Origin of the sequence: Pseudomonas sp. Sample_10 (genome assembly GCF_004321495.1) — a bacterium.
Classification (GTDB): domain Bacteria; phylum Pseudomonadota; class Gammaproteobacteria; order Pseudomonadales; family Pseudomonadaceae; genus Aquipseudomonas.
In genome coordinates, this window is record NZ_RCOE01000076.1 from 1 (window position 1) to 15,045 (window position 15,045).

Below are 15,045 nucleotides of genomic sequence, written 5' to 3' on the forward strand. Positions count from 1 at the left end.
CTTTGAGGAGCGCAAAGTAACCAAACGCTCTTGCCCCTTTCGTTCGGTGCCTCGCTTAGGCTCGGCATGCCCTCGCTCCGGTCCTGCTCCGTGGGCCCGCCGCCATCGGCCATCCATGGCCGGGGGCGGCTAACCCGGCATCCATGCCGGGTTGCCCACTGCGCAGAACCTGCGCTCGGCCTCTCGATGGGGCAAGAAAAGCCAAAGCCAAAGCGAGGCGGCCTGTCAGCCGACCTGGTTGTCAGTTGGGCTTGTGTTATTCCGGTGGGTCGATTTGGTCCAGCACTCGGTTCGCGGTGATCTCTGCCAGCATCACGCTGTTGGAGATGCCCAGCAGGGCATTGCGATCTCCGCCCTCCAGATGATCGACCAGTTGGTGGACCATGACATCGACCGAGGCCAGTGTTTCCACCAGGTACACCATCAGGGTTTCGGTGGTGACTTCGGGGTCGACGGTGAACAGTGTGCTGACGGTGCGCGGTGTGGCTTTGATGTCGGCGGTCGAGGGGAAGTGGAAGTCGAGGGCGCGTTCGGCGGCTTCGTTGAGTTTTTTTGAGTCGGGTTCGTATGGGGAGGTTGGATCGGTGTCTGGCGGGTTCGGCGTAGGTTTGATCATTTCGGACTCCAGAATTATGGAGCCGTCACCGACTTGCGACTAAACAAGGGTGGCAGCTGTACGCAGGTTAGTCGACCGGGGAGTCACGAATCCGGCGCGCCCGAAGGCGCCCTGCGCACAGCTACCATGAAGTGCAGGCATGAAATGACCTGACTATCTGGAAGCAGATGCGCCTCGTGAAACCATCGAGCGACTAAACCCGATCACTGATGAGCAGTGACGCGAATCAAGTTACCGAGCGGACCCAGGGCGCACAAGCCGGCGGATTCTGGCGTACCCGTAGGCAATGACGCAAGGTTTTGTAGCTCTCATCCAGTAACCGCCTACGCCTTTAAACACGCGTGTTCAGCGAATGTTTAATGAACAGAGGCAAGCGCTCATCCCCCGCAAACGCTGCGAATCTACGTTCACCATTTCTGATCCACAAGATCATTAATCATCATTTTACATGATCCAGCGGCTGGCCTACTTTGGCTCTACCAGCCGCGCCGACGCTGCGCCTGGCACTTTGCAGAACAACAAAAAGAGATGGCTCTTATCCACCAGCAGGGGACACCCGCCATGAACAACCAGCCAGTAGACATCGCACATTACATTCACGGCCGCGCAGTGCCGGGTACTTCCGGGCGCGCGCAGAACGTCACCAATCCGGCCACCGGTGCGGTGGTCGGCCATGTGGCCCTGGCCAATGTTTCTGAAGTCGACGCAGCGGTTCAGTCAGCCGCGGCGGCGTTTCCCACCTGGTCGGCGACGCCGCCGCTGCGTCGTGCGCGCATCATGTTCAAGTTTCTGGCGCTGCTCAACGAGCACCGTGACACCCTGGCGCGGATGATTACCGCGGAGCACGGCAAGGTGTTCACCGATGCCCAAGGCGAAGTCACGCGCGGTATCGAAGTGGTTGAGTTCGCCTGCGGCATTCCGCAACTGCTCAAGGGCGACTATACCGAGCAAGTCTCCACCAACATCGACAACTGGACCGTGCGCCAGGCCCTGGGCGTGGTGGCCGGTGTCACGCCGTTCAATTTCCCGGTGATGGTGCCGATGTGGATGTTCCCGGTGGCCATCGCTTGCGGCAACACCTTCGTGCTCAAGCCGAGCCCGATCGACCCTTCGCCCTCGCTGCTGATTGCTGAACTGTTCAAGGAAGCCGGGTTGCCCGACGGCGTGTTCAACGTGGTGCAAGGCGATAAAGAAGCCGTGGATGCGCTGCTTGATCACCCGCAAGTCCAAGCCGTGAGCTTTGTCGGCTCGACGCCGATTGCCAACTACATCTACGAAACCGGCGCCCGTCATGGCAAGCGTGTGCAGGCTTTGGGCGGGGCGAAGAACCACATGGTGGTGATGCCCGACGCCGATATCGATCAGGTGGTCGATGCGCTGATTGGCGCAGCCTTCGGTTCGGCCGGCGAGCGCTGCATGGCGATTTCGGTAGCGGTGTTTGTCGGCGATGTGGCCGACAAGGTCATGCCGAAACTGGTGGAACGCACCCGCAACTTGAAGATTCTGGAAGGCATGAACCTGGCGGCTGAAATGGGGCCGATCGTGTCGGCTGCCGCCTTGCAGCGCATCACCGGTTACATCGAACAGGGCATTGCCGAAGGCGCCGAAATGCTGGTCGACGGTCGTGGCTTTGATGGCTCGCAGGCCGGTGCCGGTTGTGCCGAAGGCTTCTGGCTGGGCGGCACGATTTTCGACCATGTCACCCCCGAGATGAAAATCTATAAAGAGGAAATCTTCGGCCCGGTGCTGGCGTGCATGCGCGTCAAGGACTTTGCCGAGGCGGTGGACCTGGTCAATGCCCATGAATTCGGCAACGGCACCGCTTGCTATACCCGTGACGGCCACATCGCCCGTGAGTTCGCCACCCGCATTCAGGTGGGCATGGTCGGCATCAACGTGCCGATTCCGGTGCCGATGGCCTGGCACGGTTTCGGTGGCTGGAAGCGTTCGCTGTTCGGTGACATGCACGCGTATGGCGAAGAAGGCGTGCGGTTCTATACCAAGCAGAAATCGGTGATGCAGCGCTGGCCGAACAGCATTGCCAAGGGCGCCGAGTTTGCCATGCCCACCTCCAAATAGACTTTGACGCTTTCGGGTTTGGAAGGCGTGCTGGCGCGGGCTTGTACGCCATTCTTTTGTCCCGGGGGGCGAGCTCTTCGCTCCCATTTTTTTACCAGGGTGAATCGAAATGCCAATGCTCAAGTTCGACATTATCCGCGGGCGCGACGATCAACAGTTGCGCACGTTGCTGGATGCGGCACACCAGGCCATGGTCGAGGCGTTCGATGTGCCGTTCAGTGATCGCTACCAAAGCGTCACGCAACACAGTGCGCAAGAACTGATCCTGCATGACACCGGATTGGGGTACCCGCGCTCGGCCAACGTGGTGTTGTTGACGGTGATTTCACGGCCGCGCACGCAGGCGCAGAAAGTCACGTTTTACCGCTTGCTGGCCGAACGACTGCAAGTCGATTGCGACCTTTCTTCGGACGATCTGATCGTCTCGCTGGTGGAAAACAGCGATGCGGATTGGTCGTTCGGAGGGGGGCGCGCGCAGTTTTTGACCGGCGAGCTCTAGGGTTCGCGTTCACTCATCACATTCAGGTGCCGCCATGTCCAATCCTCTGTTGTCACTGTTGAACATTGAATTGCCGATCATTCAGTCGCCGATGGTCGGCGTCTCCACGCCCAAACTCGCCGCGGCGGTGTCGAATGCCGGTGGGCTCGGCTCTATCGGCATCGGGGCAAGCAATGTCGAACAGGCCCGGGCCATGTTGCGTGAGACGGCTGCACTGACCGACAAACCCTTTAACGTGAATCTGTTCTGTCACGCACCGGCCATTCATGACGCTGCGCGTGAAGCGCAGTGGCTGAAGTTTCTCGCACCGTTCTTCGCTGATTTCGATGCTGCTGCACCAACGGCACTGCGCGAGATCTACACCTCGTTCGTCGAAGACCCCGGCATGCTGCACATGCTCCTGGAAGAAAAACCGGCGGTGGTCAGTTTCCATTTCGGCTTGCCGGCGCAATCGGCCATCGATGCGCTCAAGGACGCCGGCATCGTGCTCTTGTGTTCTGTAACCAGCCTGGCCGAAGCGCAAGTTGCGGAGCATGCCGGGGTGCACGTGCTGGTGGCGCAAGGTTATGAAGCCGGCGGGCATCGTGGGGTGTTCGATCCGCAGCAGGACAGCGAGATGGGCACATTCGCCCTGGTGCGCGTGCTGACCGAGGCCTGCCGGCTGCCAGTGATCGCCGCGGGCGGGATTATGGACGGTGCGGGGATCACCGCGGTCATGCAACTGGGCGCCAGTGCCGCGCAATTGGGTACGGCGTTCATCCTGTGTCCCGAATCCTCGGCCAACGTTGCCTATCGCGAAGCCCTCAAAAGCCCTCGCGCCCATTTGACTCGAGTCACCAGCGTCATCTCCGGCCGACCTGCCCGGGGCATGGTCAATCGCAATTTCACCAGCCTCGAGGCCAATGCCCCGGCCTTGCCCGATTATCCGATTGCCTACGACGCCAACAAGGCGCTCAACGCGGCGGCAGCCGCCAAGGCCAATAGCGAATTCGCCGTGCAGTGGGCCGGGCAGGGCGCGCCGTTGGCGCGGGAGATGCCGGCGGCGGCCTTGGTCAAGTTGCTGGCGGCAGAGATGTAGCGCAGCCCGGAGCAGGCCGCTCGTCCACTCGATCGCACGTCATTCCCTTTGCCTGTCTCACAAGAGTACGGCCCGGAAAGTCCGGACCTCTGTTGTGAGGTGGGTTATGACCAGCGATTCGAGTTTCCAGGAAAACATGCAAGACCCGAACAAGCCGCAAGGCTCTGTTCCTTCCAAACCTGAGCCTGGCAGCGACGATTCGCTGCCCAATCCAAACGACCCGGGCAAGTACGATCCGCTGACACAGCCTGACCGCGAAGAGGACCAGCGGCCGGAGGATTGGAACGAGCCGCCCAGGGACGTTCCCGAAGCGGATGAGCAATCCCCGCTGTCGGACGACAGGCGCTGACGACAGGAGCCCGGTCTATGAACCTGATGCTGTTCACATGAGGACGGACACCCGTGACGAGGGAGCTTGTCGGATCGCCGAACCGTCCCGCTGCGCAGCAGTCCCTTTTAGGGCCGCTTCGCGCCTCAGCGGGAGCAAGCTCCCTCGCCACGTGTGTTCGTCCTCAAGTGAACAGCGCAGGTTTGTGAGCCGGGCTTTTTGTGCGGCACATGCCACCGGTCCCGCTCTCCTGCAAGCCGATTGAATTTTCCGTTCAGGGCTAAATCTTCTATTCAACGAGCAAGCGTTTCGTGTTGTCGGCACCTGATGTCAGGGGCACAGCCAAATGCACTGCCCAGGAGAGAAATGCCCATGACTTTGTTCGAACCCTTGTCCAGTTCACCTTCAGCGCTTTCAGGCCCCATCGCCGCCGGGCGCTATCGAGCGTTGTACGAACTGCTCTACGCCAATGCGCCTGATGCCAGGCAGCAGGCAGAGATTTTCCTGCGCCAGCAACTGGCCCGCGCCGCCGAATTGCCTTGTGACCTGCCCGAAACGACGGAGCAGTTGCCATCGTGGGCACAAGAGCGGTGTTCGGCAGTGGCGCGGGACTATGCCGCTTACCTCGAAGAGCGCAAGCAGGGTGGGGCGCGCCGATATTTTTCAAACAAGACTCATGCCTTGTATTTCCTGCAATGCGTAGCGCCGACCAAAGAGGTCGACGGCGCTTGGCTGGCCGGTGTGCTGGAACATTGGCAAGACGTGCGTTACGACGGATTGCTGAACACGTATCTGGAGGAACTTGGCAGGGGTGATCCTCGGCAAAATCATGTGGTGATCTACCGCAATCTGCTGGCCGCCCACGACTGCGGCGATAAACAGGGGCTGGCGGATGAGTGTTTCCTGCAAGGCACGATTCAACTGGCCCTGGGACAATGCAGCACGGCGTTCATGCCGGAAGTCATCGGCTACAACCTCGGCTATGAGCAATTGCCGTTGCACCTGCTGATCAGCGCTTATGAGTTGCGCGAGTTGGGCATCGATCCGTATTACTTCACGTTGCATGTGACCATCGACAATTCCAGCAGCGGCCATGGCCACAAGGCTGTGCAATCATTGCTGGAATTGTTGCCCATGGACGAGGGCCGCGACGAGTTCTTCCGGCGTGTCGCCGTGGGCTATCGCTTGAATGATTTGGGCATTGGCTCGACGTCGGTGATTGCCGGGTTCGATTTGCAACAGGAAGTGGTTGCCATGCTTGAGCGCAAACGCTTTTTCGGCCAGCACATGCACTCCGACTTTTGTCAGATTGAAGGCAAGACCGTCAATCAGTGGCTGGCGACGCCGGGCCAGATCGGCGAGTTTCTCGATGCATTGCAGTGCAAGGGCTGGATCAAGCGCAACCAGTCGCCGCAAGACAGCCGGTTCTGGCGCCTGATCGAAGGCAACACGGCCGCCATGTTCGGGGTGTTCAGCGGTAATGAAAAACAATTGCTGCGCGACTGGATTGCCGGCAACTGGCAGGACGAGCAGCGGCCCAGGCCGATACCCCGGGACCAAGCCAACGGTGACGCCTGCGAGGCAAGCGAAGCGCACGACCCGGAACTCGTCGCGTTGCGCAGTGCCCTGAGCGATCAGTCGCCGCAGCAACAGCTTCAAACGCTGATCCCATGGCTCTCGGCCCAGCGGCATTTTCGTCCGGCGGGGCTCTACGCTACCCGGCGTTTTATCGATTCGGTAGCCCGCTTGCGCTGAGCCCAGGAGAGACTTGCATGTCGAAACAACAAATTGCCGATCGAGCCCTGCTTGAGCTGGGCAGACATTTGCTCAGTGAAGACTATCGCTTCATCACCCCAACGCCGTTGACCCATGAGCGCGTATATCAACGCTTTTCTCCGCCGCTGGCGAAAAACCTGCGGGATGTCTTCGGCTGGTCGATGCCGTTTGATCACACCCTGTTTCCACGAGACGTCCTGGCAGGGCTGGAGCAAGCGGAGATCGTTGAGCGGCAAGGCCCGCTGTGGCGCAGCACCGTGCGTTGGTCGAGCCTGGAGGGTGGGTTGTTTGCCCATTCGGCGTACCCGACCACGCAAGCCGACGCGGTATTTTTCGGCCCGGACAGCTACCGTTTTGCGCAATTGATCGACGCGCATTTACAGCAGCGTTTCGAGCCTGTGCGCCGGGCGGTGGACATTGGTTGCGGGGCCGGGGTCGGCGCGTTGGTCATTGCTCGCGCTCATCCGCAGGCCGAGGTGTTGGCGGTGGACATCAACCCGCGAGCGCTGCGCTTGTCGGCCGTCAATGCCGAGCTGGCCGGGGTCGACAATGTCAGCGTGTACCAGAGCGATATCCTCGGCAGCGTTGAAGGTGAGTTCGACTTGATCATTGCCAATCCGCCTTACATGAACGACAGCCAGCAACGCGCCTATCGCCATGGCGGCGGCGCCCTGGGCGAAGCCTTGTCGCTGCGCATTGTTCGGGAATCGTTGCCGCGACTGCACAAGGGCGGCAGTTTGCTGCTGTACACCGGTGTGGCGATGGTTGACGGGCAAGATCCGTTTCTTGAAGTCATACAGGCGTTGCTGGCTGATCATGCCGTCGGCTGGACCTATCGAGAACTGGACCCGGACGTGTTTGGCGAGGAGCTGCTCAAACCCGGTTATGAACGCGTGGAGCGCATCGCCGTCGTGGCATTGACCGTGACCCGTCGGCACTGAGCGGAACTGTCGACATGAAGCGCGGGCCACGTTTCGGCATTGAAGAAGAATACTTCCTCACTGACCTGACCACCCGGCAGATGCTCGCCGAGCCCGCTCACCCGCTGCTGGTCGAATGCCGGGAAGCTGTCGGCAAAGGGTTTGCCTATGAAATGTTCCAGGGCCAAATTGAAGTGGCGTCGCCGATCTTCACCTCGACCGCCGAGGCGGCTGACTATCTCCACGGTGTTCGCACGCGCCTGAACCGGGCACTGAGCGGCCACGGATTGGGGTTGCTCTGCGCAGGCTCTCATCCCTTGGCGTTTTGGCGCGATCAGCGCGCCACCCCGTTGCCGCACTTCGCTCAGCTGTTTGCCGAATATCAAACGGTGGCGCAACGCAGCGTCCTGTGTGGCTTGCACGTGCATGTGGAAATCCCTGAAGGTATCGACCGGATTGCCGTGATGAACGAAGTGAGCCCGTGGTTGCCGCTGTTGCTCATGCTCAGTTGTTCTTCACCGTTTTGGCAGGGGGCTGCCAGCGGTTTCATGAGTTATCGCCAGGTGGTCTGCGACGGCTGGCCACGCATGGGCATCCCGGAGCACTTCGAGAACGAGCGTGAATATCAGCGTTATTTGGCACTAATGCAGCGCATTGGCGCGATTGAACAGGGTGGCAATGGTTGGTGGGGATTGCGCCCCGCGAGCCGCTACCCGACGCTGGAGCTGCGCATGACCGATGCTTGCTCGCGTCTCGATGATGCGTTGCTGTTGTCGAATCTGTTCCGGGTGATGGTGGCATTCGCCATTACCTGCGCCAACCCCGGCGCCGGCCATGATGCAACATCTCGTTGGCTGCTTGAGGAGAACCGCTGGCAGGCCAAGCGACACGGATCGGAAGGGCGCTTTGTTGTCGATGCCGAAGGTACAGCGCTCAGTGCCAGCCAGTGGTTGCAACGGGCACAAATGCTATTTGCCGAAACGGCCGAGCAGATCGGCGAACCGCAGATATTCGAGCAGGCCAAAGCACTGTTGCGCAATGGCAACAGCGCCACGCGTCAGCTGGCTTGCCACGCCAGGGCCAGCGCCCAGGAGCCTGACCCACAGCGCAGCCTGCAAGCGGTGGTTGACCATCTACTCGAGGAAACGGCGGGCTGATCGATCAGTTGCCGTCCGCCACTTTGCGTTCAATCTCATCAATTTTTCGACGCAACGCCTCGTCTTCCTGTTCCGCGTCTCGGGTGCCGCGGGGGGTGTCGATTCATCCTCGTGGTCTGCGGTGTTTCGGTCTTCATCGTTCATGGCGCGCGCCTCCAGTGATATACCCATTGGAAGCGGCGCATGTGCGCGAGTTCGAGAAACCTCGGCAGGTTTCCGATGGGCGTCGCTGGCCGTTCAAGGTGAGCGCGCAGACTCCGCTGGTGTTGTGCCGGTTCGCAGGTCTCGGCTTACGCGGGTTTGAATTTCGTAGGCAGGCGCTTCGACGGCGTTGTAATCACGGGTGTAACGACTGGCAAACTCGTGAACGCCCCATTGCTGATACTGCTGCACGTGCTTGAGCTCATGGGCCCACAGCGCGACATTGTTCTGCGCATCGTCGGCGCTGCGAAAGACGATGATATCGACGAGCGTGACGGCGTTTATATCGGGATTCTGCAGCATGGTGTGTGCGGCATTCAGCTCTACGTCATCGCCGACTTTATAGCGGACGGCATCGAGCACCTGAAGGTCGTAGTAGGGTTCGAGCTGCGCCCGGATATTCAGCGGGATAGTCTGCACGTCACCCATGGCGGCGGTATCGCGCGATTGCACGATCCAGTTCTCCAGCCCGGCGGCCGCCATCTGGTTCATGTTTTCGAAGACAGTCCCTAGCTCCCCTTCGGCGCCCGGGGCACAAAAACAAGCGACCACGCAGACCTGATATTGCCCGGCCGGGCAGGCGATCGCAGCGCAGGGAGCGCCGACGCAAAACAGCAGCAGCGCTGACCGGGCAACTCGACGTACAAGCGATTGTGGCATCAGCTTTTTGATTGCCTGTTCAACGCCGCTTCAGCCGCGGCGATTTCTGCCTGGCGCTTGAGGATGACATCCCCCACCGGCGGCCCTTGAAAGCGTCGGGCCTCAAAGCCGAACCAGACGATGGCCGTCAGCACCAGGAAACCGATGGTGATGTACAGCGCCCAATCGTTGGGTGGCTGAATGCCGATGACAAAAATGATCACCATCGAAAGCACCGACAGCAAGGCGAACACCGTGTACCAGAAGCGCCCCATGTTCCATGGCCCCATGGTTGGCCATCTCGACGTCCCGTAGGCAAACAGGCCCAGCACGATGGGAATGATGAACGAGAAGAACAGGAAGATCACCGTGCAGGACACAACGATGGTGTAGACCGGTGTCTCACCGACCGAAATCACCGATGAACCCCAGTCGAACAATACGGCGAGCGTCGCCCCGGTCCAGATGGCGGCTACCGGGCTGCGAAATGTAGGCGACACCGACGATAGGGCTTTGGAGAAGGGCAGGCCACCGTCGCGGGAAAAGGCGAAGATCATCCGCGAAACCGAGGTCACCGTGGCCAAGCCGCAGAGCACCTGCGAGATGAAGATCGCCACGTACAACGCAAGCTTCAAAGTCGGGTTGACTTGAGTGTCCATGGCCCAGAAAAACACGCCCCAGCCTTTGCTCGCCGCCTCGTCCAGATTCGGCAGCATCAGCACGAATGAGCTGAGCATCACCCAACCGAACAACAGCGACCAGACCACTGACATGACCATGCCTCTTGGAACGGACAGGGCGGCATTGCGGGTCTCTTCGGAAGTGTGTGCGGACGCGTCGTAGCCGGTGATGGTGTAGATCGGCAACAGCAGGCCGAGCATGAACACCCAGCCATTGGACACCGATGGCCAGACGTTGCCGCCAGCCTCGCCGGAATAGTTGCCGAACGTCACCAGCCGGGCGAATTCGTAACTGGGCGCCGAAATCAGGCAGACGATGGTCAGCGCCAGTGCGGTGGCGAAAATCAGGTAGCCGGAGAAGTCGGTAAGTCTCGCGGTCAAGCCGATTCCCAAGTGATTGCACAAGGCCTGGAGGCCGGTGAGGATCGCCAGGAAAATCACCCGGGTCGTGGTGGTGTCCTCCATGCCCAGTGCCGGACCGAAGGCGCCGAAGAAAAAGTAGTAAGTGCCGACGTTGATCGCGCCGAGCACCGTCACCAGACCCAGCAGGTTGAACCAGGCCGTGAGCCAGCCGGTGAAGCGGTTGCCGAGAATCGAGCCCCAGTGATACAGGCCGCCTGCGGTGGGGTAGGCCGAGGAAATCTGCGCCATGGCGAGGGCGAACACCCCGGAAATCAGGCAGCCGATCGGCCAGCCGATGCCGATCGAGGCACCGCCCGCGCCCGAGGTGCCCTGGGCGAGTGAGTTGATGCCGCCGGAGAGAATGCAGATGATCGAAAAGGAAATCGCAAAGTTGGAGAAAACGCCCATCCGTCGCGAAAGTTGCTGGGCATAGCCCATGCTGTGCAGCACCTTGATGTCATCGTCGTGCGGCGCCTCGGTGCCGGGCTGGCTTGCTGGGTTCATGTCGTGTGCCCCTTCAGGTTTTGAGACAGGCCGAACTGAGCCGCCGTAGGCTCGACCTGGTTTTCTGTAGGAGCGAGCAGGCTCGCTCCTACAGACGGCCGTGATATGCCGCTGCGAAAATCTGTGACGCGCCGTCCCGTGTCAGCGGCAACGGATTACCGCCCGCCGAAGGGTCGACAACGGCCATGTCTGCAATCAGCTCGGCCTGCTTGTCGTCCACGCCCAGCTCAAACAGCGTGTGCGGGACGGCAATGTCCTTGCGCAGTTTGAGGACGAAGGCCATGAAGCTGTCGAAGCCCGGGGAGGGCAGGTGCAGGTAAGCCGCCAGGCGCGAGATGCGCTCCTCGATGGCCGGGCGATTGAACTTCAACACATACGGCATCAGCGTCGCATTGGTCATGCCGTGGTGAGTATCGTAAAGAGCGCCGATTGGATGGGCGAGGGCGTGCATCCCGCCAAGCCCTTTCTGGAACGCCGTGGCGCCCATCGCTGCCGCGGCCAGCATCTGCCCCCGTGCATCCAGATCTGAAGGCATGTGCACGGCGCGCACCAGAGCGTTCGCCACCAGGCGCATGCCTTCCACTGCAATGCCATCGGCCATCGGGTGAAAACCGGGCGCGCAGTACGACTCGAGGCAGTGCGCCAATGCATCCATGCCGGTGCCGGCAGTGACTTTGGCCGGCATGCCGACGGTCAGGGCCGGGTCACTGATGACCACGCGTGGCATCATTTTCGGGTGAAAGATGATGCGCTTGGTGTGGCTGCGATCGTCGATGATCACCGCCGCACGACCCACTTCAGAGCCCGTGCCAGCGGTGGTCGGCACCGCGATGACCGGAGCAATCCGGCTTTCATCGGCGCGGGTCCAGTAGTCGCCGATGTCCTCGAAATCCCAGACTGGGCGCGTTTGACCGCTCATGAACGCAATCAGCTTGCCCATGTCCAGGCCGCTGCCGCCGCCAAAGGCGACTACACCGTCATGGTTGCCCGCGCGCCAGGCATCGAGCCCGCCGGCCAGATTCGCTTCGACCGGGTTGGGCTTGAGGTCGCAAAAAAGCGCAGCGCCCAGCCCGGCGTCGCGTAAGGCATCCAGCGCGGCAGTAGTGATCGGCGCCCGCCCCAGGCCACTGTCGGTGACCAGCAGCGGTCGCTCGATGCCCTGGCTGCGACAGACTTCGGCCAGCTCGCTGATGCGGCCGACACCGAAGCGAATGCTGGTGGGGTAGTTCCAGTTTCCAGTCAGGCTCATGGCTCAGATCTCGTGGCACAAATGGAAGGATTTGGCGCGGGTCAGGTGTTCATAGCCCAAGCGCGACAGGGTCACGCCGCGCCCACTGTTCTTCACCCCGGTCCAGGCCAGGGCGGGGTCCAGGTAATCGCAGCGATTCATGAACACAGTGCCCGTGTCGATGGCATCGCCCAGGTGTTCGGCCGCGGCGAGATCGCGGGTCCAGATCGACGCGCTGAGGCCGAACTCACTGTCATTCATCAAGGCAATCGCTTCGTCATCGCTGGCCACCGGCATGATGCCGACCACCGGACCGAAACTTTCATCACGCATGACCGACATCTGATGGGTGACATCGACCAACACCTGCGGCGCGAGGTAGGCGCTGCCCGGCACATCGGCGGCAAATGCCTGCGGATCGATCAACGCCTTTGCACCCTGGGCCACGGCCTCGGCGATCTGGCCACGGACAAAAAACGCCGCGCCGGGTGTCACCAGCGGACCGAGGGTGGTGGCCTCGTCCAGCGGATTGCCCAGTACGTATTGGCGGGTCAACTCCACGAAGCGCTCGACAAACGCTGAGTAAATTGATTGATCGACGTAGATGCGCTCCACCGCGCAGCAACTCTGTCCGGAGTTGAAAAAGCTGCCGTCCACCAGGTTTTCCACGGCATGCTCAAGATTGGCGTCTGCCCGGACGTAGGCGGGGTCTTTGCCGCCGAGTTCCAGGCCCATGCCGAGAAACCTTCCGCTGGCGGCGCTTTCCATGGCCTTGCCTGCGTCCACCGAGCCGGTGAAATTCACCTGTTGCACACGTGCAGAAGCAATGATTGCGGCGGTCTGGGTATGATCGAGCAAGAGGTTCTGGAACACGCCTTCTGGCAGATTGGCGCGGCGGAAAGCCTCGGCGAACCGTTCACCGACCAGCAGGGTTTGCGAGGCATGTTTGAGGATGACGGCGTTGCCCGCCATCAGCGCCGGGATGACCGTATTCACCGCGGTCAGGTACGGATAATTCCACGGTGCGACCACCAGCACCGTGCCCAGCGGTTCACGCTTGATATGCCGGCGAAAACCATTGATCGGCGCCGGTTCGACCATTGCCAGAGCTTGAGGCGCAATGGCGATCATATACCGCGCGCGTTCTTCAAAACCGCGCAGTTCTCCCGCGCCGAAGCGTACCGGCCGGCCCATTTGCCAGGCCAGTTCCGGGACGATCTGGTCTTTCATGGCCAGCATTGCGTCCACCGCAGCACTGCAAAAAGCCGCACGTTCGTTCAGTGGCCGACGTTTCCACTTCGCCTGGGCGATTGCGGCTGCCGCCAGTGCCTGCTCGAGCTGTTCCGCATCGACAGCTTGGCGTTCAGCGTAAACCCGGCCATCGACCGGTGAAACGAGTTCAATAGTCGAAGTCATGTCGATCTCAATAGCGCTCGAAACCGCGCTGCAGTTCCCAGTCGGTGATCCGCCGGTCGTACTCTTTCTGTTCCCATTCGGCGGTGTGCACGTAATGCTCGACCACCTCATCACCGAACGCTTCGCGCAACATGCTCGAGCCCTTGAGTGCGGCACTGGCTTCACGCAGGGTCTTGGACACTTCAGGCAGCTGTTCATCGACGTAGGCATCGCCTTCGAAAGGTGGATCGAGGGTGAGCTTTTCGTCGATTCCGGCCAGCCCCGCGGCGATCAGTGCGGCGAAGGCCAGATATGGGTTGAGGTCGGCGCCGCCGATGCGGCATTCGATGCGGATCGATTTACTGCTTTCGGCGCATAGACGGAAACCGGCGGTGCGGTTGTCGCGGCTCCATACCGCGCGGGTCGGGGCGAAGGTGCCGGCCTGAAAGCGCTTGTAGGAGTTGATGTAGGGCGCGAGAAAACAGGTGATGTCATTGGCGTACTTAAGCTGCCCGGCCACCCATGAACGCATCAGCTTGGACATGCCGAACTCGGCCTTGGGGTCGTAGAACAGCGGTTTTTTGCCGTTCTTGTCCCACAGCGAATTATGGATGTGGCTGCTGGAGCCAGCGGCGTCATAACGCCATTTGGCCATGAAGGTGATCGCCTTGCCCTGCAACTGGGCGATCTCTTTGCAGGCGTGTTTGATGATGACGTGATGGTCGGCCATGGTCATGGCGTCGGCGTAGCGGATGTTGATCTCTTCCTGGCCAGGCCCCCATTCACCCTTGGAGTTTTCCACGGGAATGCCCGAGGCTTGCAGATGCTTGCGAATCGCCCGAAGCACCGGCTCTTCGCGGGTGGTCTGCAGGATGTTGTAATCCTCGATGTAATGCCCGGCGGTTTTCGGCTTGTGGTAGTTGCGCTTGTGGATGGCCTCGTAACTTTCATCGAACAGGTAGAACTCAAGCTCAGAGGCGAACATGCCGGTGTAGCCGCGTTCGCGAAGGCGCTCTACCTGCTTTTTCAGAATCGCCCTTGGGCTGTGGGGCAAGTCTTGCCGGTGGTGATGGTCGAGCACATCGCACAGCACCAGCGCCGTGCATTCCAGCCACGGCACCTTGCGCAAGGTACGCATATCGGGTTTGAGGACAAAGTCGCCGTAGCCTTTGCTCCAACTGGCAGCGGCGTAACCTGGCACCGGCTCCATGTCGATGTCGTCGGCCAGCAGGTAGTTGCAGCAGTGGGTTTCTTCATGGCCACTGTCGATGAAGAATTCGACCTGGAATCGCTTGCCCACCAGCCGTCCCTGCATGTCGACCATGCACACCAGCACGGTATCGATCTCGCCGGAAAGGGCAGCACGCTTGAGTTCGTCAAAACTGAGGAATGGCTCGGTCATCACGGCAATCCTGCGCATTGTCTGAAACTGTCTGAGATAGCTGTTGCAGACGCTCTCCAGAAATTCCAACAACTGCCGCCGCGAGCATCGTGGGCAATAAGCTGATCCTAAGCTTAGCCTACTGTCGCTTTTCGCAAGTTC

Annotated in this window: 13 protein-coding genes; 7 read left to right on the top strand and 6 right to left on the bottom strand. The window is 60.7% G+C overall.

What is annotated here, in order from left to right:
- Positions 1-256: 256 nt before the first annotated feature.
- The gene (locus D8U18_RS07085) at positions 257-616 is read right to left on the bottom strand and encodes a DUF6124 family protein (RefSeq protein WP_130906710.1); all 360 of its coding nucleotides are present in this window, start codon (positions 614-616) and stop codon (positions 257-259) included.
- 561 nt (positions 617-1,177) lie between these two features.
- On the opposite strand from D8U18_RS07085, the gene D8U18_RS07090 reads away from it, so the two are divergent.
- The 7 genes from D8U18_RS07090 to D8U18_RS07120 all read left to right on the top strand — a co-directional run bounded on the left by D8U18_RS07090 (position 1,178) and on the right by D8U18_RS07120 (position 8,453).
- A complete protein-coding gene (locus tag D8U18_RS07090) occupies positions 1,178-2,695 on the top strand; it encodes a CoA-acylating methylmalonate-semialdehyde dehydrogenase (protein ID WP_131107339.1) in 1,518 nt (505 codons plus the stop codon).
- Between the two features lie 109 nt (positions 2,696-2,804).
- Positions 2,805-3,194, top strand: coding sequence for a tautomerase family protein (locus D8U18_RS07095; RefSeq protein ID WP_131107340.1), 390 nt, complete (start codon positions 2,805-2,807; stop codon positions 3,192-3,194).
- A gap of 34 nt (positions 3,195-3,228) precedes the next feature.
- Positions 3,229-4,272: a nitronate monooxygenase gene (locus tag D8U18_RS07100; protein WP_131107341.1), complete on the top strand. Its 1,044-nt coding sequence runs from the start codon at positions 3,229-3,231 to the stop codon at positions 4,270-4,272.
- A 106-nt stretch (positions 4,273-4,378) separates the two neighbouring features.
- The gene (locus tag D8U18_RS07105) at positions 4,379-4,621 is read left to right on the top strand and encodes a hypothetical protein (protein ID WP_056856608.1); all 243 of its coding nucleotides are present in this window, start codon (positions 4,379-4,381) and stop codon (positions 4,619-4,621) included.
- Positions 4,622-4,972: 351 nt separating this feature from the next.
- Positions 4,973-6,355, top strand: a complete 1,383-nt coding sequence (locus D8U18_RS07110) for an iron-containing redox enzyme family protein (RefSeq protein ID WP_131107342.1) — start codon at positions 4,973-4,975, stop codon at positions 6,353-6,355.
- Positions 6,356-6,372: 17 nt separating this feature from the next.
- Positions 6,373-7,317, top strand: coding sequence for a class I SAM-dependent methyltransferase (locus D8U18_RS07115; RefSeq protein WP_131107343.1), 945 nt, complete (start codon positions 6,373-6,375; stop codon positions 7,315-7,317).
- 14 nt (positions 7,318-7,331) lie between these two features.
- Complete coding sequence (locus D8U18_RS07120) at positions 7,332-8,453, top strand: carboxylate-amine ligase (RefSeq protein WP_131107344.1); 1,122 nt, start codon at positions 7,332-7,334, stop codon at positions 8,451-8,453.
- Positions 8,454-8,690: 237 nt separating this feature from the next.
- On the opposite strand, the gene D8U18_RS07125 is transcribed toward D8U18_RS07120, so the two are convergent.
- The 5 genes from D8U18_RS07125 to D8U18_RS07145 all read right to left on the bottom strand — a co-directional run bounded on the left by D8U18_RS07125 (position 8,691) and on the right by D8U18_RS07145 (position 14,904).
- Entirely contained in the window at positions 8,691-9,314 is a 624-nt protein-coding gene (locus D8U18_RS07125; RefSeq protein ID WP_241664307.1) for a DUF4157 domain-containing protein, read from the bottom strand.
- Complete coding sequence (locus D8U18_RS07130) at positions 9,314-10,879, bottom strand: amino acid permease (protein ID WP_131107345.1); 1,566 nt, start codon at positions 10,877-10,879, stop codon at positions 9,314-9,316. Before D8U18_RS07130 ends, D8U18_RS07125 begins: the two co-directional genes overlap by 1 nt.
- 88 nt (positions 10,880-10,967) lie before the next feature.
- Positions 10,968-12,128, bottom strand: coding sequence for an iron-containing alcohol dehydrogenase (locus D8U18_RS07135; protein ID WP_130904453.1), 1,161 nt, complete (start codon positions 12,126-12,128; stop codon positions 10,968-10,970).
- Positions 12,129-12,131: 3 nt separating this feature from the next.
- The gene (locus tag D8U18_RS07140; protein ID WP_131107346.1) at positions 12,132-13,523 is read right to left on the bottom strand and encodes an aldehyde dehydrogenase family protein; all 1,392 of its coding nucleotides are present in this window, start codon (positions 13,521-13,523) and stop codon (positions 12,132-12,134) included.
- A gap of 7 nt (positions 13,524-13,530) precedes the next feature.
- Entirely contained in the window at positions 13,531-14,904 is a 1,374-nt protein-coding gene (locus tag D8U18_RS07145) for a glutamine synthetase family protein (RefSeq protein ID WP_131107347.1), read from the bottom strand.
- Positions 14,905-15,045 lie beyond the last annotated feature (141 nt).

What these genes read in the sequence shown, in the direction of transcription:
- D8U18_RS07085 (WP_130906710.1), bottom strand. Translation starts at nt 616, where the DNA reads ATGATCAAACCTACGCCGAACCCGCCAGACACCGATCCAACCTCCCCA.
- D8U18_RS07090 (WP_131107339.1), top strand. Translation starts at nt 1,178, where the DNA reads ATGAACAACCAGCCAGTAGACATCGCACATTACATTCACGGCCGCGCA.
- D8U18_RS07095 (WP_131107340.1), top strand. Translation starts at nt 2,805, where the DNA reads ATGCCAATGCTCAAGTTCGACATTATCCGCGGGCGCGACGATCAACAG.
- D8U18_RS07100 (WP_131107341.1), top strand. Translation starts at nt 3,229, where the DNA reads ATGTCCAATCCTCTGTTGTCACTGTTGAACATTGAATTGCCGATCATT.
- D8U18_RS07105 (WP_056856608.1), top strand. Translation starts at nt 4,379, where the DNA reads ATGACCAGCGATTCGAGTTTCCAGGAAAACATGCAAGACCCGAACAAG.
- D8U18_RS07110 (WP_131107342.1), top strand. Translation starts at nt 4,973, where the DNA reads ATGACTTTGTTCGAACCCTTGTCCAGTTCACCTTCAGCGCTTTCAGGC.
- D8U18_RS07115 (WP_131107343.1), top strand. Translation starts at nt 6,373, where the DNA reads ATGTCGAAACAACAAATTGCCGATCGAGCCCTGCTTGAGCTGGGCAGA.
- D8U18_RS07120 (WP_131107344.1), top strand. Translation starts at nt 7,332, where the DNA reads ATGAAGCGCGGGCCACGTTTCGGCATTGAAGAAGAATACTTCCTCACT.
- D8U18_RS07125 (WP_241664307.1), bottom strand. Translation starts at nt 9,314, where the DNA reads ATGCCACAATCGCTTGTACGTCGAGTTGCCCGGTCAGCGCTGCTGCTG.
- D8U18_RS07130 (WP_131107345.1), bottom strand. Translation starts at nt 10,879, where the DNA reads ATGAACCCAGCAAGCCAGCCCGGCACCGAGGCGCCGCACGACGATGAC.
- D8U18_RS07135 (WP_130904453.1), bottom strand. Translation starts at nt 12,128, where the DNA reads ATGAGCCTGACTGGAAACTGGAACTACCCCACCAGCATTCGCTTCGGT.
- D8U18_RS07140 (WP_131107346.1), bottom strand. Translation starts at nt 13,523, where the DNA reads ATGACTTCGACTATTGAACTCGTTTCACCGGTCGATGGCCGGGTTTAC.
- D8U18_RS07145 (WP_131107347.1), bottom strand. Translation starts at nt 14,904, where the DNA reads ATGACCGAGCCATTCCTCAGTTTTGACGAACTCAAGCGTGCTGCCCTT.